Raw genomic sequence first — 19033 nt, 5'->3', positions numbered from 1 at the left:
GAGGCGTCAGCCGCGGTCCGGGACGCAACGGCCGTCCTCGGTGCGGTACTTCCACTGCGCGCCGTCCCTGACCAGCTCCTTCACGGCCCGGACGAAACGCTCCACGTGCTCGTCGGGCGTACCGGCGCCGAAGCTGACCCGGATGGCGTTGAGGGACTTCTCGCCGGGCGCCGCCTCGGGCGCGCCGCACTCGCCCTGGGTCTGCGGGTCGCTGCCGAGCAGGGTGCGGACCAGCGGGTGGGCACAGAAGAGGCCGTCGCGGACGCCGATGCCGTACTCGGCGGAGAGCGCGGCGGCGAAGTGCGAGCTGTTCCAGCCCTCGACGACGAAGGAGATGACACCCACGCGCGGCGCCTCGTCGCCGAAGAGCGAGAGCACCTTCACCTCGGGGACCTCGGCGAGGCCCGCCCGTACGGTGTCGATCAGGTGCTGCTCGCGGGCGACGAGCTGGTCGAATCCGGCTTCGGTGAGCGCCTTGCAGGCGGAGGCGATGGAGTAGACACCGATGACGTTCGGCGAACCGGCCTCGTGGCGGGCGGCCGTGGTGTGCCACTCGACGTCCACTCCGCCGTCGGCGCGCCGGGCGACCTTCTTCGAGGCGCCGCCACCGGCGAGGTAGGGCTCGGCGTCCTGGAGCCAGTCGGCGCGGCCCGCGAGGACTCCGGAGCCGAAGGGCGCGTACAGCTTGTGCCCGGAGAACGCGACCCAGTCCACGTCCAACTCCTGTACGGAGACGGGGTGGTGGGGCGCGAGCTGGGCGGCGTCGAGGACGATCCGGGCGCCGTGCGCGTGCGCGGCGGCGGCCAGCTCCCTGACCGGCCACAGCTCCCCTGTGACGTTCGACGCGCCGGTCACGCAGACGAGGGCGGGGCCGTAGGGGTCGCGGTCGGCGAGGGCGCGCTCCAGGGTCTCCACGGCCTGGGCGGGCGTGCGCGGCGCGTTGAGGTACGTCACCCGCGCGTCCTGCCACGGCAGGAGCGAGGCGTGGTGCTCGGTCTCGAAGACGAAGACCTCGCAGCCGGCGGGGAGGACCGCGGCGAGCAGGTTGAGCGAGTCGGTGGTGGAGCGGGTGAAGACGACCTGGTCGCCGGGGCGGCAGTCGAGGAACTCGGCGACGGTGACCCGGCTGTTCTCGAACAGGTCGGTGGAGAGCTGCGAGAGGTACCCGGCGCCCCGGTGGACGCTGCCGTAGTAGGGGGCGTACGCGGCGACGTCGTCCCACACCCGCTGGAGGGCCGGCGCGCTGGCGGCGTAGTCGAGCGCGGCGTACGTGACCTCGCCGCCGGTCACGAGCGGCACGGTGACGTCCCGCCCGAGCACCGGGAGCGGGGCGGCACAGCAGGGGTCGGCGGCCTCTGAGTCGGTGGTGGCGGCGGTGGTGGCGACGGCGGCGTTCGGGTACGCGGACATGGCGGTATCTCCTGGCAGGACTTGGGCAGCGAAGGGCCCGCAGGGCAGCACGACGGGGGTGCCTCGTACGGGTGTTGCCTCGACACACGACAGGGCGTGCGGAGGGTGGGAAGAAGGGGCCGAAGGCCCTAACGCATTCGCTTGCTCACGAGACTGCTCCCTTGAGGACCAGGACCCCAGGGCCGCACACATGTCGCAGTGTGCAGGGGTCCGCGCTTGCCGTAGACCTCGCTGCCTACGGCCTGGTCTTCACCCGGGGCACCCCGCCACGGACGGAGGGTTGCCGGACAGCAAGCCGGGGCTTCGTAGCTGTCACTCATGACCTGGCCAAGAAGCTATGCCAGGTGATCGCTCCGGCGCAACCCGTGTCCGGGATCCGGGACGCGAAAAGGGGCCCGGACGGTCCCGGACCCCTTCGCCACGCTTCTCCGCGTTACGCGTTGCTGGCCGCCACCCAGCGCTCCAGCGCCTGCCGCGCGGCGCCCGAGTCGATCGCCTCGGCCGCCTGCGCGATCCCCTGACGCAGCCGCTCCACCAGGCTGCCCTCCCCCGGGTTCAGCGCCGTGAGCGCCGCCGCCGAGTTCAGCAGAACCGCGTCCCGTACGGGACCGGTCTCCCCCGCGAGCAGCCGGCGTGCCACGTCCGCGTTGTACGAGGCGTCGGCGCCGCGCAGCGCCTCCACGGGGACCAGCTCGATGCCGACGTCCCTCGGGTCGAAGGCCTCCTCGCGCACCTGGCCGTCCCGTACCACCCAGACCCGCGAGGTGGCCGTGGTCGTCAGCTCGTCCAGGCCGTCGTCGCCGCGGAAGACCAACGCGGAGGAGCCGCGCTCGGCGAGCACGCCGGCCATGATCGGGGCCATCCGGGCGTCGGCCACACCGGTCGCCTGGGCCTTGACCCGGGCCGGGTTGGTGAGCGGACCGAGGAAGTTGAAGGTGGTCCGGATGCCGAGCTCCTTCCGGGCCGCGGCCACATGGCGCAGCGCCGGGTGGAACTTCACGGCGAAGCAGAAGGTGATGCCGGCCTCCTCGGCGACCTCGGCGACCCTCCTGGGGGTCAGTTCGAGGTTGACGCCCAGCTTCTCCAGGACGTCGGAGGCGCCGCTCGCGCTGGAGGCGGCCCGGTTGCCGTGCTTGACGACCTTCGCCCCGGTGCCGGCCACCACGATCGCGGACATGGTGGAGATGTTGACGGTCTTGGCGCCGTCGCCGCCGGTGCCGACGATGTCCACGGACGGGCCGGGGACCTCGATCAGGTTGGCGTGCTCGTACATGGTCCGGACGAGGCCGGTGATCTCCTCGACGGTCTCGCCCTTGGCCCGCAGCGCGACGGCGAAGCCGGCGATCTGAGCGTCGGTGGCCTCACCTCGCAGGATGCGGTCCATGGCCCAGGCGGTGTCCTCCGCGCTCTGGTCGCGGCCGGTCAGCAGTCCGTCCAGGACGGCAGGCCAGGAGCGGCCCGCCGACGTAGGTCCTCCAGCGGGGGTGGCAGCGCTCATGGCAGCTCCTGATGAGTACGTGAGAGTGACGACTCCACCCTATCGAGCAACGGGGACGGCAAAGAGCCCCGTCCATCGAATGGACGGGGCTCCCGCTGTGGCGATCTTCTGGGGGTCCCCCCGGGGCGAAGCCCCAGGGGGAGTGAGGATCAGGCGATCAGTGGTGGCCGTGGCCGCTCGTGATCTCCTTGTACTCCTCGGCGGTGGGCTTGGCGATCTGGTGGTCCTCGCCGTAGTAGCCCTTGCTGAGCTTGACGCGGAGCTTCTCCATGCGACCGACCTTGCGCTCGACGCCGTTCTCGTCGACCAGCGGACCGAGCTCGGCCGGCTTGTTCTGCTCGTGCGCCGTGAGCTTGTACAGCTCTCCCTGGCTGAGCGGCTGGTGGACCTCGACGAACTCACCGTGCGGCAGGCGCTTGATGATGCCGGACTCGCGTCCGTGCAGCACCTTGTCCTTGTCCCGGCGCTGGAGGCCGAGGCAGATCCGCTTGGTGACGACGAACGCGATGACCGGTCCGACGAAGAAGAAGATCCGGACGAACCAGGTGATCGAGTTGATCGACAGGTGGAAGTGGGTGGCCCAGAGGTCGTTTCCACCACCGACGAGCATGACCATGTACGCGGTGATCCAGGCGACACCGAAGGCGGTGCGCGTCGGAGCGTTGCGCGGGCGCTGCGCGATGTGGTGCTCGCGCTTGTCGCCCGTGATCCAGGACTCGATGAACGGGTAAACCGCGATGGCCGCGAGGACCAGCGGGAAGATCGCCAGCGGGATCATCACGCCCAGGACGAGCGTGTGGCCCCAGAGGTTGATCTCCCAGCCCGGCATGACACGGATCAGACCCTCGGCGAAGCCCATGTACCAGTCGGGCTGGGCGCCGGTGGACACCTGGTCCGGGCGGTACGGGCCGAGGGCCCAGATCGGGTTGATCGAGGCGATCGCCGCGATGACCGCGATGACACCGAAGACCAGGAAGAAGAAGCCTCCGGCCTTGGCCATGTAGACCGGCAGCAGCGGCATGCCCACGACGTTCTTGTTCGTCCGGCCGGGGCCCTCGAACTGCGTGTGCTTGTGGTAGAAGACCAGGATCAGGTGGGCGACCACCAGGCCGAGCATGATGCCGGGCAGCAGCAGGACGTGGGCCGAGTAGAACCGGGCCACGAAGTCGCCGCCGGGGAACTCGCCGCCGAACAGGAACATCGACAGGTACGTGCCGATGATCGGCACGGACAGGATCGCGCCCTGCATGAAGCGGACACCGGTGCCGGAGAGCAGGTCGTCCGGGAGCGAGTAACCGGTGAAGCCAGTGAACATGCCCAGGAAGAACAGCAGGAAGCCGAACAGCCAGTTGATCTCACGCGGCTTGCGGAACGCGCCCGTGAAGAAGACGCGCATCATGTGCACGAACATGCCGGCGAGGAAGATCAGCGCCGCCCAGTGGTGGATCTGCCGGATGAGCAGACCACCGCGCACATCGAAGGAGATGTGCATGGTCGAGTTGAACGCCTCGGACATCAGCTGACCCTGCAGCGGGATGTAGCTGCCGTGGTACTCCACCTCGTTCATCGACGGGTGGAAGAACAGCGTCAGATACACACCCGTGAGGATGATGATCAGGAAGCTGTAGAGGCAGATCTCACCCAGCATGAAGGACCAGTGGTCCGGGAAGATCTTCCGCATGTTGGCCTTGGCCAGGGAGTAGATCCCCAGGCGGCCGTCGGCCCAGTCGGCCACCCGCTCGCCGGCGGGTGCCTTCTTCTTCGTATCGGTCACAGTGCTCATCCGCGCTCCCAGAAGGCAGGGCCGACGGGCTCGTCGAAGTCGCCGAGCGCCTCCAGGTTGCCCTTGTCGTTCACACCGATCCGCAGCTGCGGAAGGGCGTGACCGGCCGGGCCGAAGATGACGCGGGCGCCGTCGGAGAGGTCGAAGGTGGACTGGTGGCACGGGCAGAGCACGTGGTGGGTCTGCTGCTCGTACAGCGAGATCGGGCAACCGACGTGGGTGCAGATCTTCGAGAAGGCGACGATGCCCTCGTGCGACCACTCCAGTTCCTGCTTGTCCTTGATGTCCTCCGGCTGGATCCGGACGATCATCAGGGCGGCCTTGGCGATCTGGACCTGGAAGTCGTGGTCGTGCTCCGTGAGGCCCTCGGGCATCGCGAAGGTCAGCGAACCGACGGCGACGTCCTCGGGACGCAGCGGCTCGTGCGTGTTCATGTTGATGAGCTGCTTGCCGTTGGCCCACAGGGTGGACCGGAGCTTCTTCTCGGGCAGCGGGCCCATGTCACGCAGCAGCACGATGCCGGAGAGCGGTACGAGCGTCAGCGCGCCGAACATCGTGTTGCGGATGAGCTTGCGGCGGCCCATGCCGGACTCGGCGGCACCGGCCGCGAAGTCCGCCATGACCTTCGCCTTGGTCTCCGGGGACGCCTGGATCGGGTGACGCTCGTCGGCGATCTCCACGTCGGACATCAGGGTGCGGGCCCAGTGGACCGCGCCCGCGCCGATGAAGAAGAGCGCCGCACCGAGGGTCAGACCCAGGGAGAAGTTGAGCGCGGACACCCGGCCGAACGGCCAGATGTACACGATCTTGTCCACCGGGAAGATCACGTACGACGCGATGAAGCCGACCGTGGCCAGCATCGACAGCGTGAACATGAAGGCGACCGCACGCTCGGACCGCCTGGCGGCCCGCTCGTCGATGTCCTGGATGCGCGGCTTGTGGGGCGGGAGGCCCGGGTCCGCGAACGGGTCGTCGAGGACCTTCACCGCGCCGTGCGCGGTGTCCTGCTCAACGGGCAGGTTCTCTTCTGGAATCTCTTGGCTACTCATGACTTCTTGGCCTTAGCGGTGTGGGCCGCGACCCAGACGGCAACTGCGATCAGCGCACCCAGACCGAACACCCACGCGAACAGACCCTCGCTGACGGGGCCGAGGCCGCCGAGGCTGAGCCCGCCGGGGCTGTCGGCCTTCTCGCCGTTCACGGCCTGGACGTACGCGATGATGTCCTTCTTCTCCTTCTCCGGCATGGTCGTGTCGGGGAAGGACGGCATGTTCTGCGGGCCGGTCTGCATGGCCTCGTACAGGTGCTTCGGGCTCACGCCTTCGAGGTTCGGGGCGTACTTGCCGTGCGTCAGCGCGCCGCCCTCACCGGTGAAGTTGTGGCACTGGGCGCAGTTGGAGCGGAACAGGTCGCCACCACGGGCGATGTCGGCGCCGTCGGGGCTGTACTGCTTCTCGGTCGGCGTGATCGGGCCGGCGCCGAGGGAGGCGATGTACGCCGCGAGCTGATCGATCTCAGCCTGCGTGTAGATGACCTTCTTCTTCGGCACCTGGGCGCCCGGCTGCTGGGCCGGCATACGGCCCGTGCCGACCTGGAAGTCCACGGCCGCCGAGCCGACGCCGACCAGGGACGGGCCGTCAGTGGTGCCCTGACCGCCGGTTCCGTGGCAGCTGGCGCAGCCGACGGCGTAGAGCTTCTTGCCCTCCTCGATGGCGAGGGACTGGGCGGTTTCGTCGGCCTTCGCCGTGCCCGCGGGCGCGAACGCGGCGTACAGCCCCCCGGTGGCCGCCAGCGCGAGGAGTAGGACGACGACCGCCGCCAGCGGATGGCGTCGTCGTGCGGAGAGCTTTTTCACGGATTACCCCGGTGTCAGGATCTTCTGCGTCGATGCTTGCTGGATGTGCTCGGGTCCCCTGGACCCGATTACTTGATCATGTAGATCGTGGCGAAGAGGCCGATCCAGACGACATCGACGAAGTGCCAGTAGTAGGACACGACGATGGCGGCGGTTGCCTGCTCGTGAGTGAACCTCTTGGCGGCGTACGTCCGGCCCAGGACCAGCAGGAAGGCGATGAGACCGCCCGTCACGTGCAGGCCGTGGAAGCCGGTGGTCAGGTAGAACACCGAGCCGTACGGGTCCGACGAGAGCGAGAGACCCTCGTGCTTGACCAGCTCGGTGTACTCGAAGACCTGGCCGCCGATGAAGATCGCACCCATCACGAACGTGATGATGAACCACGTCCGGAGCTTCTTCACATCGCCCCGCTCGGCGGCGAAGACGCCGAGCTGGCAGGTGAGGGAGGAGAGCACCAGGATCGTGGTGTTGGTCGCCGAGAACGGGAAGTTCAAGGCGTCGGCCTTTTCCGTCCAGAACTCGGGACCGGTCACCGATCGCAGGGTGAAGTACATCGCGAAGAGGGCCGCGAAGAACATCAGCTCGGAACTCAGCCAGATGATGGTTCCGACGCTGGTGAGGTTCGGTCGATTGACCGACGGGTGCGCGTGCCCGGTTTCTACTGTCGTTACTGTCGCCACGACCGACATTATGTCGGTCGCTTATCCCGCCCTCACTCCGGGGGGTGCCGTTCGGAGTGTCAGGGGCGTGTGTCCAGCCCGAACGGCCCATCGCGGCGGCCTCCCGACCGGTGTCGTACCGGTGTTGACGGGGTGTGGGACGGAGTAGCATCCCGCGCATCGGTTGATGACCTTCACGGAGGAACGATGCAGTCGAGCGCCACGGTCCTGGTCTACAGCGACGACGCCAACACGCGGCAACAGGTGCGGCTGGCTGCGGGGCGCAGGCCCGCGGCCGACGTTCCCCCGGTCGAGTTCATCGAGTGCGCGACACTCCCGGCCGTGCTCAAGCGGCTCGAGGAGGGCGGGATCGACGCCTGCGTCCTGGACGGCGAGGCCGTGCCCGCGGGCGGCATGGGCGTCTGCCGGCAGATCAAGGACGAGGTCTTCCGCTGCCCGCCGGTGCTGCTGCTGATCGGCCGCCCGCAGGACGCCTGGCTGGCGACCTGGAGCCGGGCGGACGCCGCTGTCACTCTTCCGGTGGAACCGGTCGAGTTCGCGGCGTCCCTGGCGGGTCTGCTGCGCGAGCGCCTCTCCATCGACGCGTAACGGCCTCGGCGGAGCCTAGACGGACGGGCTCAGGCGGCTCGGGTCGGGCTGGTGGGCGGCGCTCTTGGCGTCGGCCACCAGGGCGCTGCCCTGGCGCCACTTGTCCCACTCGAGGTTCCAGTCGCCGAAGCCGTTGCCGAAGGGGTCCATCGTGTCGCCGGCGCTGTTGACGGTCTTCACGATGTCGCCCGGGCGGACGGTCTCGAAGAACCAGGCCGCGTTCCCGGTCGACATGCCGACACAGCCGTGGCTGACGTTCGCCACGCCCTGCGAGCCCACGGACCAGGGCGCGGCGTGGACGTACTCGCCGCTCCAGGTGACCCGGGTGGCGTAGTAGACGGGCAGGTCGTACGACTCCGAGCTGCCCTCCGCGATGCCGATGCTGGTACCGCGCATCCGTACGAAGTACTCCTTGCCGAGCACGACCTTGATGCCGTTCCGGGTGGAGAAGCCCGGTTTGCCGGTGGTCACCGGAATGGTGTTGATCACTTTTCCGTTGCGCCGCACGGTCATGTAGTGCGAGCCGGCGTCCGCGACGGCCTCGATCCGGTCGCCGATGGTCAGCTTGAGCGGCTTGGAGTCGCCGCCGTAGAGCTTGTCGCCGACCTTGACGCCCGCGAGGTTGCCGGTGACGGTGATCGACGCGCCCGTGGGCCAGTACTCCTTCGGGCGGAAGTGCAGCTTCTTGTCGTCCACCCAGTGCCAGGAGCCCTCGACCGCCGGTGTGGAGCGCACCTTCAGCGCCCGTTCGACGACCGCGCGGGCCTTCTTGTCCTTGACCGGGAGGCTGAGGTCGGCCGTGATGGGCTGACCGACGCCGTACGTGCCCGCCTCCGGGCCGAACTCGACCGTCAGGGCCCGCTTGGCAGGGGCGGTGTCGAACGTGAACGTACGGGTGCCGGGGGCGCCGTCCTCGTCCTCCACGGACACCTTCACGGTGTAGCGTGCGCCGGCCGTCAGGGAGCCCGTGGAGCGCCAGAGGAGGCCGTCGGCGGTCAGCTCACCGGCCAGGTGGTGTCCGGTCGCGTCGACGGCCGTGACGTCGGTGATCCGGCCGTCGGAGTCCTTGGCCCTGATCTCCAGCGCCTTGTCCGGGTCGGCCTTCTCGTTGCCCGTGGGGGCGCTGAAGGACACCTGCTCCGCCGCGTCGAAGGGCTTCGCCGAGAGCGGATGTCCGTCCTCGCCCGCGCAGGCACCCGCGCCCGCGGTCACGATGGCGGCCAGAAGAGTGCAGCTCAGAACAGTCCGAATGCGCGGCGTGTCGTTCATGACATCACCGTAAGAACATTCCTCGCACCCAGCGCGTCGAGTACGGCAAACGAGGGGCCCGGTCACTTCGTGGCGACGAAGTGACCGGGCCCCTCGGGGTGTTACGGGGTGGAGCGGGTGGTGCTACTGGTTCTGGTTCTCACCGCGGTAGAACTCGAACACCCAGCCGAACAGACCGACCAGGATCAGCGGAGCCGAGAAGTACAGGATCCACCAGCCCATCGCGACGGCGAGGAAGGCGAGCGCACCACCGACGGCCAGCGAGAGCGGCTGCCAGCTGTGGGGGGCGAAGAAGCCCACCTCGCCGGCCTCGTCCGCGACGTCGGCCTCCTTGTCGTCCTGCGCCATCGCGTCGACCCGCCGGGCCGTGAAGGCCAGGTAGTAGCCGATCATGATGGCGAGGCCGAAGGCCAGGAAGAGCGCCGTGGTGCCGACCGGCTCCTTCGACCACACGCCATAGAGGATCGCCATGGCGAGGATGAAGACGCTCAGCCAGATGAACATCTTGCCCTGGATCTTCACTTGCCGGCCTCCTTGCTGCTGCCGGCGGTGAGAGCCTCGGCCTCGTGCGGCTTGTTCTCCAGCTGGTCGACCGCCGCGATCTCAGGGTGGTGCAGGTCGAACGCCGGGGATTCGGAACGGATCCGCGGCAGGGTGAGGAAGTTGTGCCGCGGCGGCGGGCAGGAGGTCGCCCACTCCAGCGAACGGCCGTAGCCCCACGGGTCGTCGACCTCGATCTTCTTGCCGTACTTGGCGGTCTTCCAGACGTTGTAGAAGAACGGCAGGATCGACATGCCCAGCAGGAACGAGGAGATCGTCGAGATGGTGTTCAGGGCGGTGAAGCCGTCGGCGTCGAGGTAGTCCGCGTAACGACGCGGCATGCCCTCGGCACCGAGCCAGTGCTGCACCAGGAACGTGCCGTGGAAGCCGATGAACAGCGTCCAGAACGTGATCTTGCCGAGCCGCTCGTCCAGCATCTTGCCGGTGAACTTCGGCCACCAGAAGTGGAAGCCGGCGAACATCGCGAAGACCACGGTGCCGAAGACGACGTAGTGGAAGTGCGCGACGACGAAGTACGAGTCGGAGACGTGGAAGTCCATCGGCGGCGAGGCCAGGATGACACCGGTCAGACCACCGAAGGTGAAGGTGATCAGGAAGCCGATCGTCCAGAGCATCGGTGTCTCGAAGGACAACGAGCCCTTCCACATCGTTCCGATCCAGTTGAAGAACTTCACACCGGTCGGTACGGCGATGAGGAACGTCATGAAGGAGAAGAACGGTAGGAGCACGCCACCGGTGACGTACATGTGGTGGGCCCACACCGTCACGGAGAGACCGGCGATCGCGATGGTCGCGGCCACCAGACCGATGTAACCGAACATCGGCTTGCGGCTGAAGACCGGGATCACTTCGGAGACGATGCCGAAGAACGGCAGGGCGATGATGTACACCTCTGGGTGTCCGAAGAACCAGAAGAGGTGTTGCCAGAGCAGGGCACCGCCGTTGGCCGCGTCGAAGACGTGGGCACCGAACTTGCGGTCCGCCTCCAGGGCGAACAGCGCGGCCGCGAGGACCGGGAAGGCGAGCAGGACCAGGACACCGGTCAGCAGCACGTTCCAGGTGAAGATCGGCATGCGGAACATCGTCATGCCCGGAGCGCGCATGCAGATGATCGTGGTGATGAAGTTGACCGAGCCGAGGATCGTGCCGAAGCCGGAGAAGGCCAGACCCATGATCCAGAGGTCGGCGCCGACGCCCGGCGAGCGGACCGCGTCCGACAGCGGGGAGTAGGCGAACCAGCCGAAGTCGGCGGCGCCCTGCGGGGTGAGGAAGCCACCCACGGCGATGAGCGAGCCGAAGAGGTACAGCCAGTACGCGAACATGTTCAGCCGCGGGAACGCCACGTCGGGCGCGCCGATCTGCAGCGGCATGATCCAGTTCGCGAAGCCGGCGAACAGCGGCGTCGCGAACATCAGCAGCATGATCGTGCCGTGCATCGTGAACGCCTGGTTGAACTGCTCGTTCGACATGATCTGCGTACCCGGACGGGCCAGCTCGGCGCGCATGAAGAGCGCCATCAGGCCGCCGATGCAGAAGAAGACGAACGACGTCACGAGGTACAGCGTGCCGATCGTCTTGTGGTCGGTGGTCGTCAGCCACTTCACCACGACATTGCCGGGCTGCTTGCGGCGTACCGGGAGCTCGTTCTCGTACGAGTCCTCAGCCGCGGCCGCACCCTGGGGTTCGTTGAGGATGCTCACAGTTGGTTCTTCTCCGCATTCCTGGCCGGGTCCGTCTGCTCAATGCCCGACGGGATGTAGCCGGTCTGCCCCTTCTCCGCCAGCTCCTTCAGGTGCTGCTGGTAGCGCTCCGGGGAGACCACCTTGACGTTGAAGAGCATCCGGGAGTGGTCGACACCGCACAGCTCGGCGCACTTGCCGAGGAAGGTGCCTTCCTGGGTCGGCGTGACCTCGAAGACATTGGTGTGACCGGGGATGACGTCCTGCTTGAACAGGAAGGGGACCACCCAGAAGGAGTGGATGACGTCACGGGAGGTCAGGACGAACCGGACCTTCTCGCCCTTCGGCAGCCACAGGGTCGGGCCCGGGTTGCCGGTCTGCGGGTTCCGGTCACCGGGGATACCGGCGTCGTAGACGCCACCGGCGTTCGCCGGGAAGTCGTCCTGGTACTTGTCCGGAATGGCGTCCAGGTTGGGGGCCGTCTGCGCGTCACCCTCCACCCCGGGCACGTTCTCGATGTAGTTGAAGCCCCAGCTCCACTGGTAGCCGACCACGTTGATCGTGTGGGCCGGCTTGTCGGCGAGCGACAGGAGCTTCGACTCGTCGCGCGCGGTGAAGTAGAAGAGCACCGAGACGATGATGAGCGGAGTGACCGTGTACAGCGCCTCGATGGGCATGTTGTACCGCGTCTGCGGAGGTACCTCGACCTTGGTGCGGCTGCGCCGGTGGAAGATGACCGACCACAGGATCAGGCCCCACACCAGCACACCGGTGACGAGGGCGGCCGCCCACGAGCCCTGCCAGAGGGAGAGGATCGTGGGAGCCTCTTCCGTGACCGGCGTGGGCATGCCGAGGCGGGGGAAGTCTTCCCAGTTGTACGAGCAGCCGGTGGCTGTCGCCAGGATCAGGCCCGCAGTCAGCACCTGCGGCAGCTTCCGCCGCATCGGGCGCCGAGACGTGGGGGTACCACCCGCGCCTTGGGTGCGGGGGAGGTCGGAGCCGTTGGGACTCACGTAGCGCCTTCCCGAGAGTCTCGGCCCGCGTTGGTCGGCCACGGCCGTCCGTCTCGCTGGTCGGTCGCCGCCCCGGCCGCGGGCAGGGGTTTGGATGTTTATGCGGACCAAACCCTACTGGACGCTATTTGGGGTCGCGCGGGGAGGGTGCCCAACGCGCCGTCCGACTCCCCGAAGGGGTGGACGCCGGGCTTCCGCCGGGCCCCCGCGACCCGCCGGGCGGGGGGCGATCGCTCGTGCGGGCTCGGTATCTGACGGGTGCTTACACGTGCGCGCTCTACCGTGGTGCCGTGCCCTACTTCGATGCCGCATCCTCCGCCCCGCTCCACCCCGTCGCCCGCCAGGCGCTGCTCGCCTCCCTGGACGAGGGCTGGGCCGACCCCGCCCGGCTCTACCGCGAGGGGCGGCGGGCCCGGATGCTGCTCGACGCGGCCCGGGAGGCCGCGGCCGAGGCGGTGGGCTGCCGCCCCGACGAGCTGGTGTTCACTCCTTCGGGGACCCGGGCGGTGCACACCGGAATTGCCGGCGCGCTCGCGGGGCGTCGGCGTGTCGGGTCCGGCCTCGTCGTCTCGGCGGTCGAGCACTCCTCCGTCCTGCACGCGGGCGAGGCGCACACGGCGGCCGGCGGGTCGGTGACGGAGGTGCCGGTGGGCCGGTCCGGCGCGGTGGAGGCGGCCGCCTTCGCGGCGGCGGTCGGCGCGCCGGGGACGGCGCTGGCCTGTCTGCAGTCCGCCAACCACGAGGTGGGGACGGCCCAGCCGGTGGCGGAGGTCGCCGAGGTGTGCGCGGCGGCGGGCGTGCCGCTGCTGGTCGACGCGGCGCAGTCGCTGGGGTGGGGACCGGTGGAGGGTTCCTGGTCGCTGCTCGCGGCGAGCGCGCACAAGTGGGGCGGTCCGGCGGGTGTGGGGCTGCTCGCGGTCCGCAAGGGTGTCCGTTTCGCCCCTCAAGGTCCGTCCGACGAGCGGGAGTCGGGGCGGGCGGCCGGTTTCGAGAACCTGCCGGCGATCGTGGCCGCGGCGGCCTCGCTGCGGGCGGTGCGGGCGGAGGCGGCGGCCGAGGGGGCCCGGCTGCGGGGTCTGGTGGACCGGATCAGGGCGCGGGTGCCGGAGCTGGTGCCGGACGTGGAGGTGGTGGGCGACCCGGTCTCCCGGCTCCCCCATCTCGTCACCTTCTCCTGTCTCTATGTCGACGGAGAGACCCTGCTGCACGAGCTGGACCGGGAGGGTTTCTCCGTTTCGTCCGGTTCGTCGTGTACGAGCTCGACCCTGACGCCCAGCCATGTGCTGCGCGCCATGGGGGTGCTGAGCGAGGGGAACGTCCGCGTCTCGCTGCCGGCGGGCACGGCGGAGGAGGACGTGGACCGCTTTCTGACCGTGCTGCCGAGGGTGGTCGCGGCGGTACGGGAGCGGCTCGGGGCGCCGGAGGCGCCGACGGGCGCGGGCGGCTCGGGGTCCCTCGTGGTGGACGCGCTGGGCCGGCGCTGCCCGATCCCGGTGATCGAGCTGGCGAAGGTGATCGGCGACGTGCCGGTGGGCGGCACGGTCACGGTCCTCTCCGACGACGAGGCGGCCCGCCTGGACATCCCGGCCTGGTGCGAGATGCGCGGCCAGGAGTACGTGGGCGAGGAGCCGTCCCCGAAGGGCGGGGTGGCGTACGTGGTGCGGCGGCTGGCGTAGGGGCGCACCGCCTCCGGGCGGGGCGCGGGGGTCCTCGGCTCCGGGGGCCGGGGCCCGCGGGGGCCGCAGGCGGCGGCCGGGGCCCGGCGCGGAGCGGCCGGGCCCTGCCACGTGCGAGGGCGGCTCCCCCGCCCCGCTCAGCTCAGGTGCGTCTGGACCTCGGCCGCGGCCTCGTCGCCGTAGGCCTTGGTGAAGCGCTCCATGAAGTTGGCACGGCGCAGCGTGTACTCCTGGGTGCCCAGGGTCTCGATCACCAGCGTCGCGAGCATGCAGCCGACCTGGGCCGCGCGCTCCAGGCTGACGCCCCACGACAGGCCGGTCAGGAAGCCGGCCCGGAAGGCGTCGCCGACGCCGGTCGGGTCGACCTTGGCCTCCTCCTCGGCGCAGCCGACCTCGATGCTCGCCTCGCCCGCCCGCTCGATCCGGACACCGCGCGAGCCGAGGGTGGTGACCCGGTGGCCGACCCGGCCGAGGATCTCCTCGTCGCTCCAGCCCGTCTTGGACTCGATCAGGCCCTTCTCGTACTCGTTGGAGAAGAGGTAGGTGGCGCCGTCCAGGAGCGTGCGGATCTCGTCGCCGTCCATGCGCGCGATCTGCTGGGAGAAGTCGGCCGCGAAGGCGATGCCCCGCGTCTTGCACTCCTCGGTGTGGCGCAGCATCGCCTCGGGGTCGTCGGCGCCGATCAGGACGAGGTCGAGGCCGCCCACGCGGTCGGCGACGGCCTTCAGCTCGATCTGCCGGGCCTCGCTCATGGCGCCGGTGTAGAAGGAGCCGATCTGGTTGTGGTCCTTGTCCGTGGTGCAGACGAACCGGGCGGTGTGCAGGACCTCGGAGATCCGCACGGAGCCGGTGTCGACGCCGTGGCGGTCGAGCCAGGCGCGGTACTCGTCGAAGTCGTAGCCCGCCGCACCCACGAGGATCGGGTTGCCGCCGAGCTGGCCCATGCCGAAGCAGATGTTCGGGCCCACGCCTCCCCGACGGATGTCGAGGTTGTCGACGAGGAAGGAGAGGGAGACCGTGTGCAGCTGGTCCGCTACGAGCTGGTCTGCGAACCGGCCGGGGAAGGTCATGAGGTGGTCGGTGGCGATGGAGCCGGTGACTGCGATACGCACGGCTGGGCGCTCCTGCGGGACGGAAAGCGGTTGACACCTCACGTTACCGGCTTTGCCGCCGCTGCCGAACAGTGGAAACTACCCCAGAGTAGGTCTTTTCCGCAGAGCGGTGGCGTGCGTACGGTGCGGCTATGTCGACGCAACCCGCTCCTCGCGAGCCTCAGGAGTCCGAGTTCAGCCTCGCCCAGCTGCGCGGCGACAGCGCGCGGATGGCGCCGCACTGGGTCGTTCCGGCGGACGCCGCGCCCGCCAGGGTCTCCCCCGCGGCCATCCACGGGGTCGTCGTACCGCCCGCCTCCGCGCGGCTGATCGCCGCCACCTCCGAATACGGCGCCTGAGGGACGGAACCGCTCGCGCGCCCGTTCCGTCCCACTGATGTCTTCCGGGAGGCGTCCTCCCGGGCGCGGGACGAAGGAGCGATGCGGTGAGCGGTACGGAGAACCGGCGGACGCGGCCCCGGCCACTCCTCGTGGCGTCGGTCGCGGCGGGCGTGCTGCTCGCCGGGGGTGGCGGGGTGTATCTCGCGAACACCTCGGACGGCACCCCCACGGCGGGCGGCGCCGCCGTGGCACCCCCGCCGCTGAGCCTGGACGCCACGGGCGACGGCTCGAACCGGGACGGCGGTCCCGGTATCGCGCCGGGCGAGCCCGACCCGAACGGCGGCGGCGCCGTCTACAAGGCCAAGGGCCCCCTCCCCACGGGGCCCTCCTCGGCCGCGGTCCACCGGCCCGAGGGCCGGGTCTCCTCGGCGGAGGTGACCCGGCTGGCCAAGGCCCTGGGCATCTCGGGCACGCCGAGTCTCGACGGCGAGGTCTGGAAGATCGCGCCGGAGAAGGACGGCTCGGGGCTGCGCCTGGACGTGTCGGCGAAGGCGCCGGGCAGCTGGACGTTCGCGCGGTACGACGGGGGCCCGGTCGGCGACACCTGTCTCAAGGGCAAGGCCTGCCCGCCGCCGGGAGAGGCGGAGTCGCCGAAGGGCGGACCGGTGAGCGAGGCGACGGCGCGGGCGGCGGCCGCTCCGGTCCTGAAGGCGGTGGGCCAGGACGACGCGAAGATCGACGCGAGCCAGTTGATGGGGTCGGTACGGGTGGTCAACGCCGACCCGGTCGTGGGCGGGCTGCCGACGTACGGCTGGTCGACCGGGATCCAGGTCGGCCCGGGCGGTGAACTGGTCTCCGGCAGCGGGCAGTTGAAGGAGCCGGCCAAGGGGGCCGAGTATCCGGTGGTCTCCGCCGGGAAGGCCCTGGAGGAGCTCAACAGGGCGGCGGTGCCGGGTTCGGTCGGCATCGGCGGCTGCGCGACGGCCCCGCCGGCCGGGGACACGCCAGGGGAGGCACCCGGCGCGCCCGCCGCACCCGACGGTTCCGCCGGATCCGCCGGATCCGCCGAGGGCACCGGGACGGCGCCGACGGCTCCCTGTGAGCCCCGGAACGAGCCGCGCGAGCTGACCGTCACCGGTGCGGTCTTCGGGCTCGCCGCGCAGTTCGTGGACGGCGAGCGGGCGCTCGTACCGTCCTGGCTCTTCCAGGTGGAGCCGGAGGCCGGGGCGGAGCCGCACACGGTCGTCCGGACCGCGGTGGCGCCCGAGCACCTGGCGCCCCCGGCGAAGCCGGAGCCCACCCCGACGCCGACGCCGGATCAGGGCGAGGGCACGGCGCCCGCACGGCAGATCCAGTCGTACCGGGTGGACGGCGCCGGCACGAAACTCTCGGTCACCTTCTGGGGCGGGGTGTGCAGCACGTACACCGCGACGGCGACGGAGAGCCCCGACCGGGTCTCCGTACGGATCACGGAGAAGCCGATCGACCCCGACCGGGCGTGCATCGCGATCGCCGTGGAGGTGACCCGGACGGTGGCCCTGGAGCAGCCGCTGGGCGGCCGTACGGTCGTGGACGCGGCGAGCGGGGAGCCCGTGCCGAGGACGTGAGCCGTACCGGCCACGAGACGCGCGAAGGCGGCCGCCCGGAGTCCGGGCGGCCGCCTTCGCGGTACTGCTTCAGGCTTAGCTGAACGAGTCGCCGCAGGCGCAGGAGCCCGTGGCGTTCGGGTTGTCGATCGTGAAGCCCTGCTTCTCGATGGTGTCGACGAAGTCGATGGAGGCGCCGCCCAGGTACGGGGCGCTCATGCGGTCGGTGACGACCTTGACGCCGTCGAAGTCCTTGACGACGTCGCCGTCGAGCGAACGCTCGTCGAAGAAGAGCTGGTAGCGCAGGCCGGAGCAGCCGCCGGGCTGTACGGCGACGCGCAGCGCCAGGTCGTCGCGGCCTTCCTGGTCGAGCAGGGCCTTGACCTTGGCCGCGGCGGCGTCAGACAGGAGGATGCCGTCGCTGACAGTGGTCTTCTCGTCCGATACGGACATCTGCTTCTCTCCCGGGTTGTACGGAGACGGAGACTGCTTGCCGACGGTTGCAACCGGCGGGGCCTCGGATTCATTCCGGGCGAGGCTCGGCATCGCGTCTTTATCCCTTTCATGCTCGCACACCCGCTCGCGGACGCGGAACGACCAGCCGCGGAGCCGGGCGGGAACGGCCTCCGCGGCGGGGGCGAGCGGGCGCGGATCCGTCGACCGCGAATTCGTCACATCGACACTATGGACATCGTCAAACTGACGTGAAGCGGTTATGATAGATAGCGTCATTTAGACGAAAAGCACTTCCCGCAGAGAGCTTCCGCAGAAAGAAAGGGTGCGTGACGTGACCACCGCCCAGCCCCTGGACGTACAGCCGACGCCGCTCGCCCTCCTGCTGCTCGGCCGCGAGGCCGACCCCAAGAGCGAGCGCGGAGTGGAGTGTCCGGGCGACCTTCCCTCGCCCTCCGACCCGGACCTGGTGGAGCGTGCCCGCGCCGCCAAGGAGAAGCTCGGGGACAAGGTCTTCGTCCTCGGCCACCACTACCAGCGCGACGAGGTCATCCAGTTCGCGGACGTGACCGGCGACTCCTTCAAGCTCGCCCGTGACGCCGCGGCGCGCCCGGAGGCCGAGTACATCGTCTTCTGCGGTGTGCACTTCATGGCCGAGTCGGCCGACATCCTCACCACGGACGACCAGAAGGTCGTGCTCCCCGACCTCGCGGCCGGCTGCTCGATGGCCGACATGGCCACCGCCGAGCAGGTCGCCGAGTGCTGGGACGTGCTGACCGAGGCCGGCGTCGCCGACCAGGTCGTGCCCGTCTCGTACATGAACTCCTCGGCCGACATCAAGGCCTTCACCGGCAAGCACGGGGGCACGATCTGCACCTCGTCCAACGCCAAGCGGGCCCTGGACTGGGCCTTCGAGCAGGGCGAGAAGGTCCTCTTCCTGCCCGACCAGCACCTGGGCCGCAACACGGCCGTGCGTGAGATGGGCATGTCGCTGGACGACTGCGTCCTGTACAACCCGCACAAGCCGAACGGCGGCCTGACCGTCGAGGAGCTGCGGAACGCCAAGATGATCCTGTGGCGCGGGCACTGCTCGGTGCACGGGCGCTTCTCGCTGGACTCGGTCAACGACGTGCGGGAGCGGATCCCGGGCGTCAACGTGCTCGTCCACCCGGAGTGCAAGCACGAGGTCGTCGCGGCGGCGGACTACGTCGGCTCGACGGAGTACATCATCAAGACCCTGGAGGCGGCCCCGGCCGGCTCGAAGTGGGCCATCGGCACGGAGCTGAACCTGGTCCGCCGCGTCGCCAACGCGCACCCGGACAAGGAGGTCGTCTTCCTCGACAAGACGGTCTGCTTCTGCTCGACGATGAACCGGATCGACCTGCCGCACCTGGTGTGGGCGCTGGAGTCGCTCGCCGAGGGCAAGCTGGTCAACCGGATCCAGGTCGACCAGGAGACCGAGAGCTTCGCCAAGCTGGCGCTGGAGCGGATGCTCGCTCTGCCGTAACGGTTCTCCCCCGACGCGCCGAAGGGCGCCCCGCACGGTGCGG

The 19033-nt window shown here is 69.6% G+C and carries 17 protein-coding genes and 1 riboswitch; of the genes, 5 read left to right on the top strand and 12 right to left on the bottom strand.

Annotated elements, in window-relative coordinates:
* Window positions 1–6: 6 nt before the first annotated feature.
* From AB0E14_RS20425 to AB0E14_RS20400, 6 genes are all read right to left on the bottom strand, one after another.
* On the bottom strand, window positions 7–1410 hold the full coding sequence (locus AB0E14_RS20425) for an aminotransferase class V-fold PLP-dependent enzyme (RefSeq protein WP_362419602.1): 1404 nt from the start codon (window positions 1408–1410) through the stop codon (window positions 7–9).
* Window positions 1411–1617: 207 nt separating this feature from the next.
* A riboswitch (SAM riboswitch) is annotated at window positions 1618–1734 on the bottom strand.
* 109 nt (window positions 1735–1843) lie between these two features.
* A complete protein-coding gene (gene trpD, locus AB0E14_RS20420) occupies window positions 1844–2908 on the bottom strand; it encodes an anthranilate phosphoribosyltransferase (protein WP_362419599.1) in 1065 nt (354 codons plus the stop codon).
* Window positions 2909–3065: 157 nt separating this feature from the next.
* On the bottom strand, window positions 3066–4691 hold the full coding sequence (locus AB0E14_RS20415) for a cytochrome bc complex cytochrome b subunit (RefSeq protein WP_362419596.1): 1626 nt from the start codon (window positions 4689–4691) through the stop codon (window positions 3066–3068).
* Window positions 4688–5740 carry a Rieske 2Fe-2S domain-containing protein gene (locus tag AB0E14_RS20410; protein ID WP_362419592.1) on the bottom strand — a complete coding sequence of 351 codons (1053 nt, stop codon included), beginning with the start codon at window positions 5738–5740 and terminating at the stop codon, window positions 4688–4690. Before AB0E14_RS20410 ends, AB0E14_RS20415 begins: the two co-directional genes overlap by 4 nt.
* Window positions 5737–6546: a c-type cytochrome gene (locus tag AB0E14_RS20405; protein WP_362419589.1), complete on the bottom strand. Its 810-nt coding sequence runs from the start codon at window positions 6544–6546 to the stop codon at window positions 5737–5739. Before AB0E14_RS20405 ends, AB0E14_RS20410 begins: the two co-directional genes overlap by 4 nt.
* Before the next feature lie 68 nt (window positions 6547–6614).
* Entirely contained in the window at window positions 6615–7235 is a 621-nt protein-coding gene (locus tag AB0E14_RS20400) for a heme-copper oxidase subunit III (protein WP_352189322.1), read from the bottom strand.
* Between the two features lie 177 nt (window positions 7236–7412).
* Here AB0E14_RS20400 and AB0E14_RS20395 point away from each other — a divergent pair, with 177 nt between their 5' ends.
* Window positions 7413–7814 (top strand): hypothetical protein, encoded by a 402-nt coding sequence (locus AB0E14_RS20395; protein WP_362419586.1) that lies wholly within the window; start codon window positions 7413–7415, stop codon window positions 7812–7814.
* 15 nt (window positions 7815–7829) lie between these two features.
* On the opposite strand, the gene AB0E14_RS20390 is transcribed toward AB0E14_RS20395, so the two are convergent.
* The 4 genes from AB0E14_RS20390 to coxB form a co-directional block, all read right to left on the bottom strand.
* A complete protein-coding gene (locus tag AB0E14_RS20390) occupies window positions 7830–9083 on the bottom strand; it encodes an Ig-like domain-containing protein (RefSeq protein WP_362419583.1) in 1254 nt (417 codons plus the stop codon).
* A gap of 123 nt (window positions 9084–9206) precedes the next feature.
* On the bottom strand, window positions 9207–9605 hold the full coding sequence (locus AB0E14_RS20385; RefSeq protein ID WP_361669642.1) for a cytochrome c oxidase subunit 4: 399 nt from the start codon (window positions 9603–9605) through the stop codon (window positions 9207–9209).
* Window positions 9602–11344: a cytochrome c oxidase subunit I gene (gene ctaD, locus AB0E14_RS20380; protein WP_362419579.1), complete on the bottom strand. Its 1743-nt coding sequence runs from the start codon at window positions 11342–11344 to the stop codon at window positions 9602–9604. Before ctaD ends, AB0E14_RS20385 begins: the two co-directional genes overlap by 4 nt.
* Entirely contained in the window at window positions 11341–12267 is a 927-nt protein-coding gene (gene coxB, locus AB0E14_RS20375; RefSeq protein WP_362419576.1) for a cytochrome c oxidase subunit II, read from the bottom strand. Before coxB ends, ctaD begins: the two co-directional genes overlap by 4 nt.
* Before the next feature lie 359 nt (window positions 12268–12626).
* Here coxB and AB0E14_RS20370 point away from each other — a divergent pair, with 359 nt between their 5' ends.
* Window positions 12627–14012 (top strand): aminotransferase class V-fold PLP-dependent enzyme, encoded by a 1386-nt coding sequence (locus AB0E14_RS20370; protein ID WP_362419573.1) that lies wholly within the window; start codon window positions 12627–12629, stop codon window positions 14010–14012.
* Between the two features lie 137 nt (window positions 14013–14149).
* On the opposite strand, the gene AB0E14_RS20365 is transcribed toward AB0E14_RS20370, so the two are convergent.
* Window positions 14150–15124: a carbohydrate kinase family protein gene (locus tag AB0E14_RS20365; RefSeq protein WP_362419570.1), complete on the bottom strand. Its 975-nt coding sequence runs from the start codon at window positions 15122–15124 to the stop codon at window positions 14150–14152.
* Between the two features lie 131 nt (window positions 15125–15255).
* Here AB0E14_RS20365 and AB0E14_RS20360 point away from each other — a divergent pair, with 131 nt between their 5' ends.
* Both AB0E14_RS20360 and AB0E14_RS20355 read left to right on the top strand, forming a co-directional pair.
* Window positions 15256–15462, top strand: coding sequence for a hypothetical protein (locus AB0E14_RS20360; protein ID WP_362419567.1), 207 nt, complete (start codon window positions 15256–15258; stop codon window positions 15460–15462).
* Window positions 15463–15548: 86 nt separating this feature from the next.
* On the top strand, window positions 15549–17051 hold the full coding sequence (locus tag AB0E14_RS20355) for a hypothetical protein (RefSeq protein ID WP_362419565.1): 1503 nt from the start codon (window positions 15549–15551) through the stop codon (window positions 17049–17051).
* 75 nt (window positions 17052–17126) lie between these two features.
* Here AB0E14_RS20355 and AB0E14_RS20350 read toward each other — a convergent pair whose 3' ends face one another.
* Window positions 17127–17483, bottom strand: a complete 357-nt coding sequence (locus AB0E14_RS20350; protein ID WP_018848827.1) for an iron-sulfur cluster assembly accessory protein — start codon at window positions 17481–17483, stop codon at window positions 17127–17129.
* A 325-nt stretch (window positions 17484–17808) separates the two neighbouring features.
* Here AB0E14_RS20350 and nadA point away from each other — a divergent pair, with 325 nt between their 5' ends.
* A complete protein-coding gene (nadA, locus tag AB0E14_RS20345; protein WP_362419562.1) occupies window positions 17809–18990 on the top strand; it encodes a quinolinate synthase NadA in 1182 nt (393 codons plus the stop codon).
* Window positions 18991–19033: the final 43 nt, after the last annotated feature.

Source organism: Streptomyces sp. NPDC047981 (assembly GCF_040653315.1).
Lineage (GTDB): Bacteria > Actinomycetota > Actinomycetes > Streptomycetales > Streptomycetaceae > Streptomyces.
The sequence above is the reverse complement of the archived record's forward strand: the minus strand, read 5'-3'. Positions and strand labels throughout refer to the sequence as shown.

What these genes read in the sequence shown, in the direction of transcription:
- AB0E14_RS20425 (WP_362419602.1), bottom strand. Translation starts at nt 1,410, where the DNA reads ATGTCCGCGTACCCGAACGCCGCCGTCGCCACCACCGCCGCCACCACC.
- trpD (WP_362419599.1), bottom strand. Translation starts at nt 2,908, where the DNA reads ATGAGCGCTGCCACCCCCGCTGGAGGACCTACGTCGGCGGGCCGCTCC.
- AB0E14_RS20415 (WP_362419596.1), bottom strand. Translation starts at nt 4,691, where the DNA reads ATGAGCACTGTGACCGATACGAAGAAGAAGGCACCCGCCGGCGAGCGG.
- AB0E14_RS20410 (WP_362419592.1), bottom strand. Translation starts at nt 5,740, where the DNA reads ATGAGTAGCCAAGAGATTCCAGAAGAGAACCTGCCCGTTGAGCAGGAC.
- AB0E14_RS20400 (WP_352189322.1), bottom strand. Translation starts at nt 7,235, where the DNA reads ATGTCGGTCGTGGCGACAGTAACGACAGTAGAAACCGGGCACGCGCAC.
- AB0E14_RS20395 (WP_362419586.1), top strand. Translation starts at nt 7,413, where the DNA reads ATGCAGTCGAGCGCCACGGTCCTGGTCTACAGCGACGACGCCAACACG.
- AB0E14_RS20390 (WP_362419583.1), bottom strand. Translation starts at nt 9,083, where the DNA reads ATGAACGACACGCCGCGCATTCGGACTGTTCTGAGCTGCACTCTTCTG.
- coxB (WP_362419576.1), bottom strand. Translation starts at nt 12,267, where the DNA reads ATGCGGCGGAAGCTGCCGCAGGTGCTGACTGCGGGCCTGATCCTGGCG.
- AB0E14_RS20360 (WP_362419567.1), top strand. Translation starts at nt 15,256, where the DNA reads ATGTCGACGCAACCCGCTCCTCGCGAGCCTCAGGAGTCCGAGTTCAGC.
- AB0E14_RS20350 (WP_018848827.1), bottom strand. Translation starts at nt 17,483, where the DNA reads ATGTCCGTATCGGACGAGAAGACCACTGTCAGCGACGGCATCCTCCTG.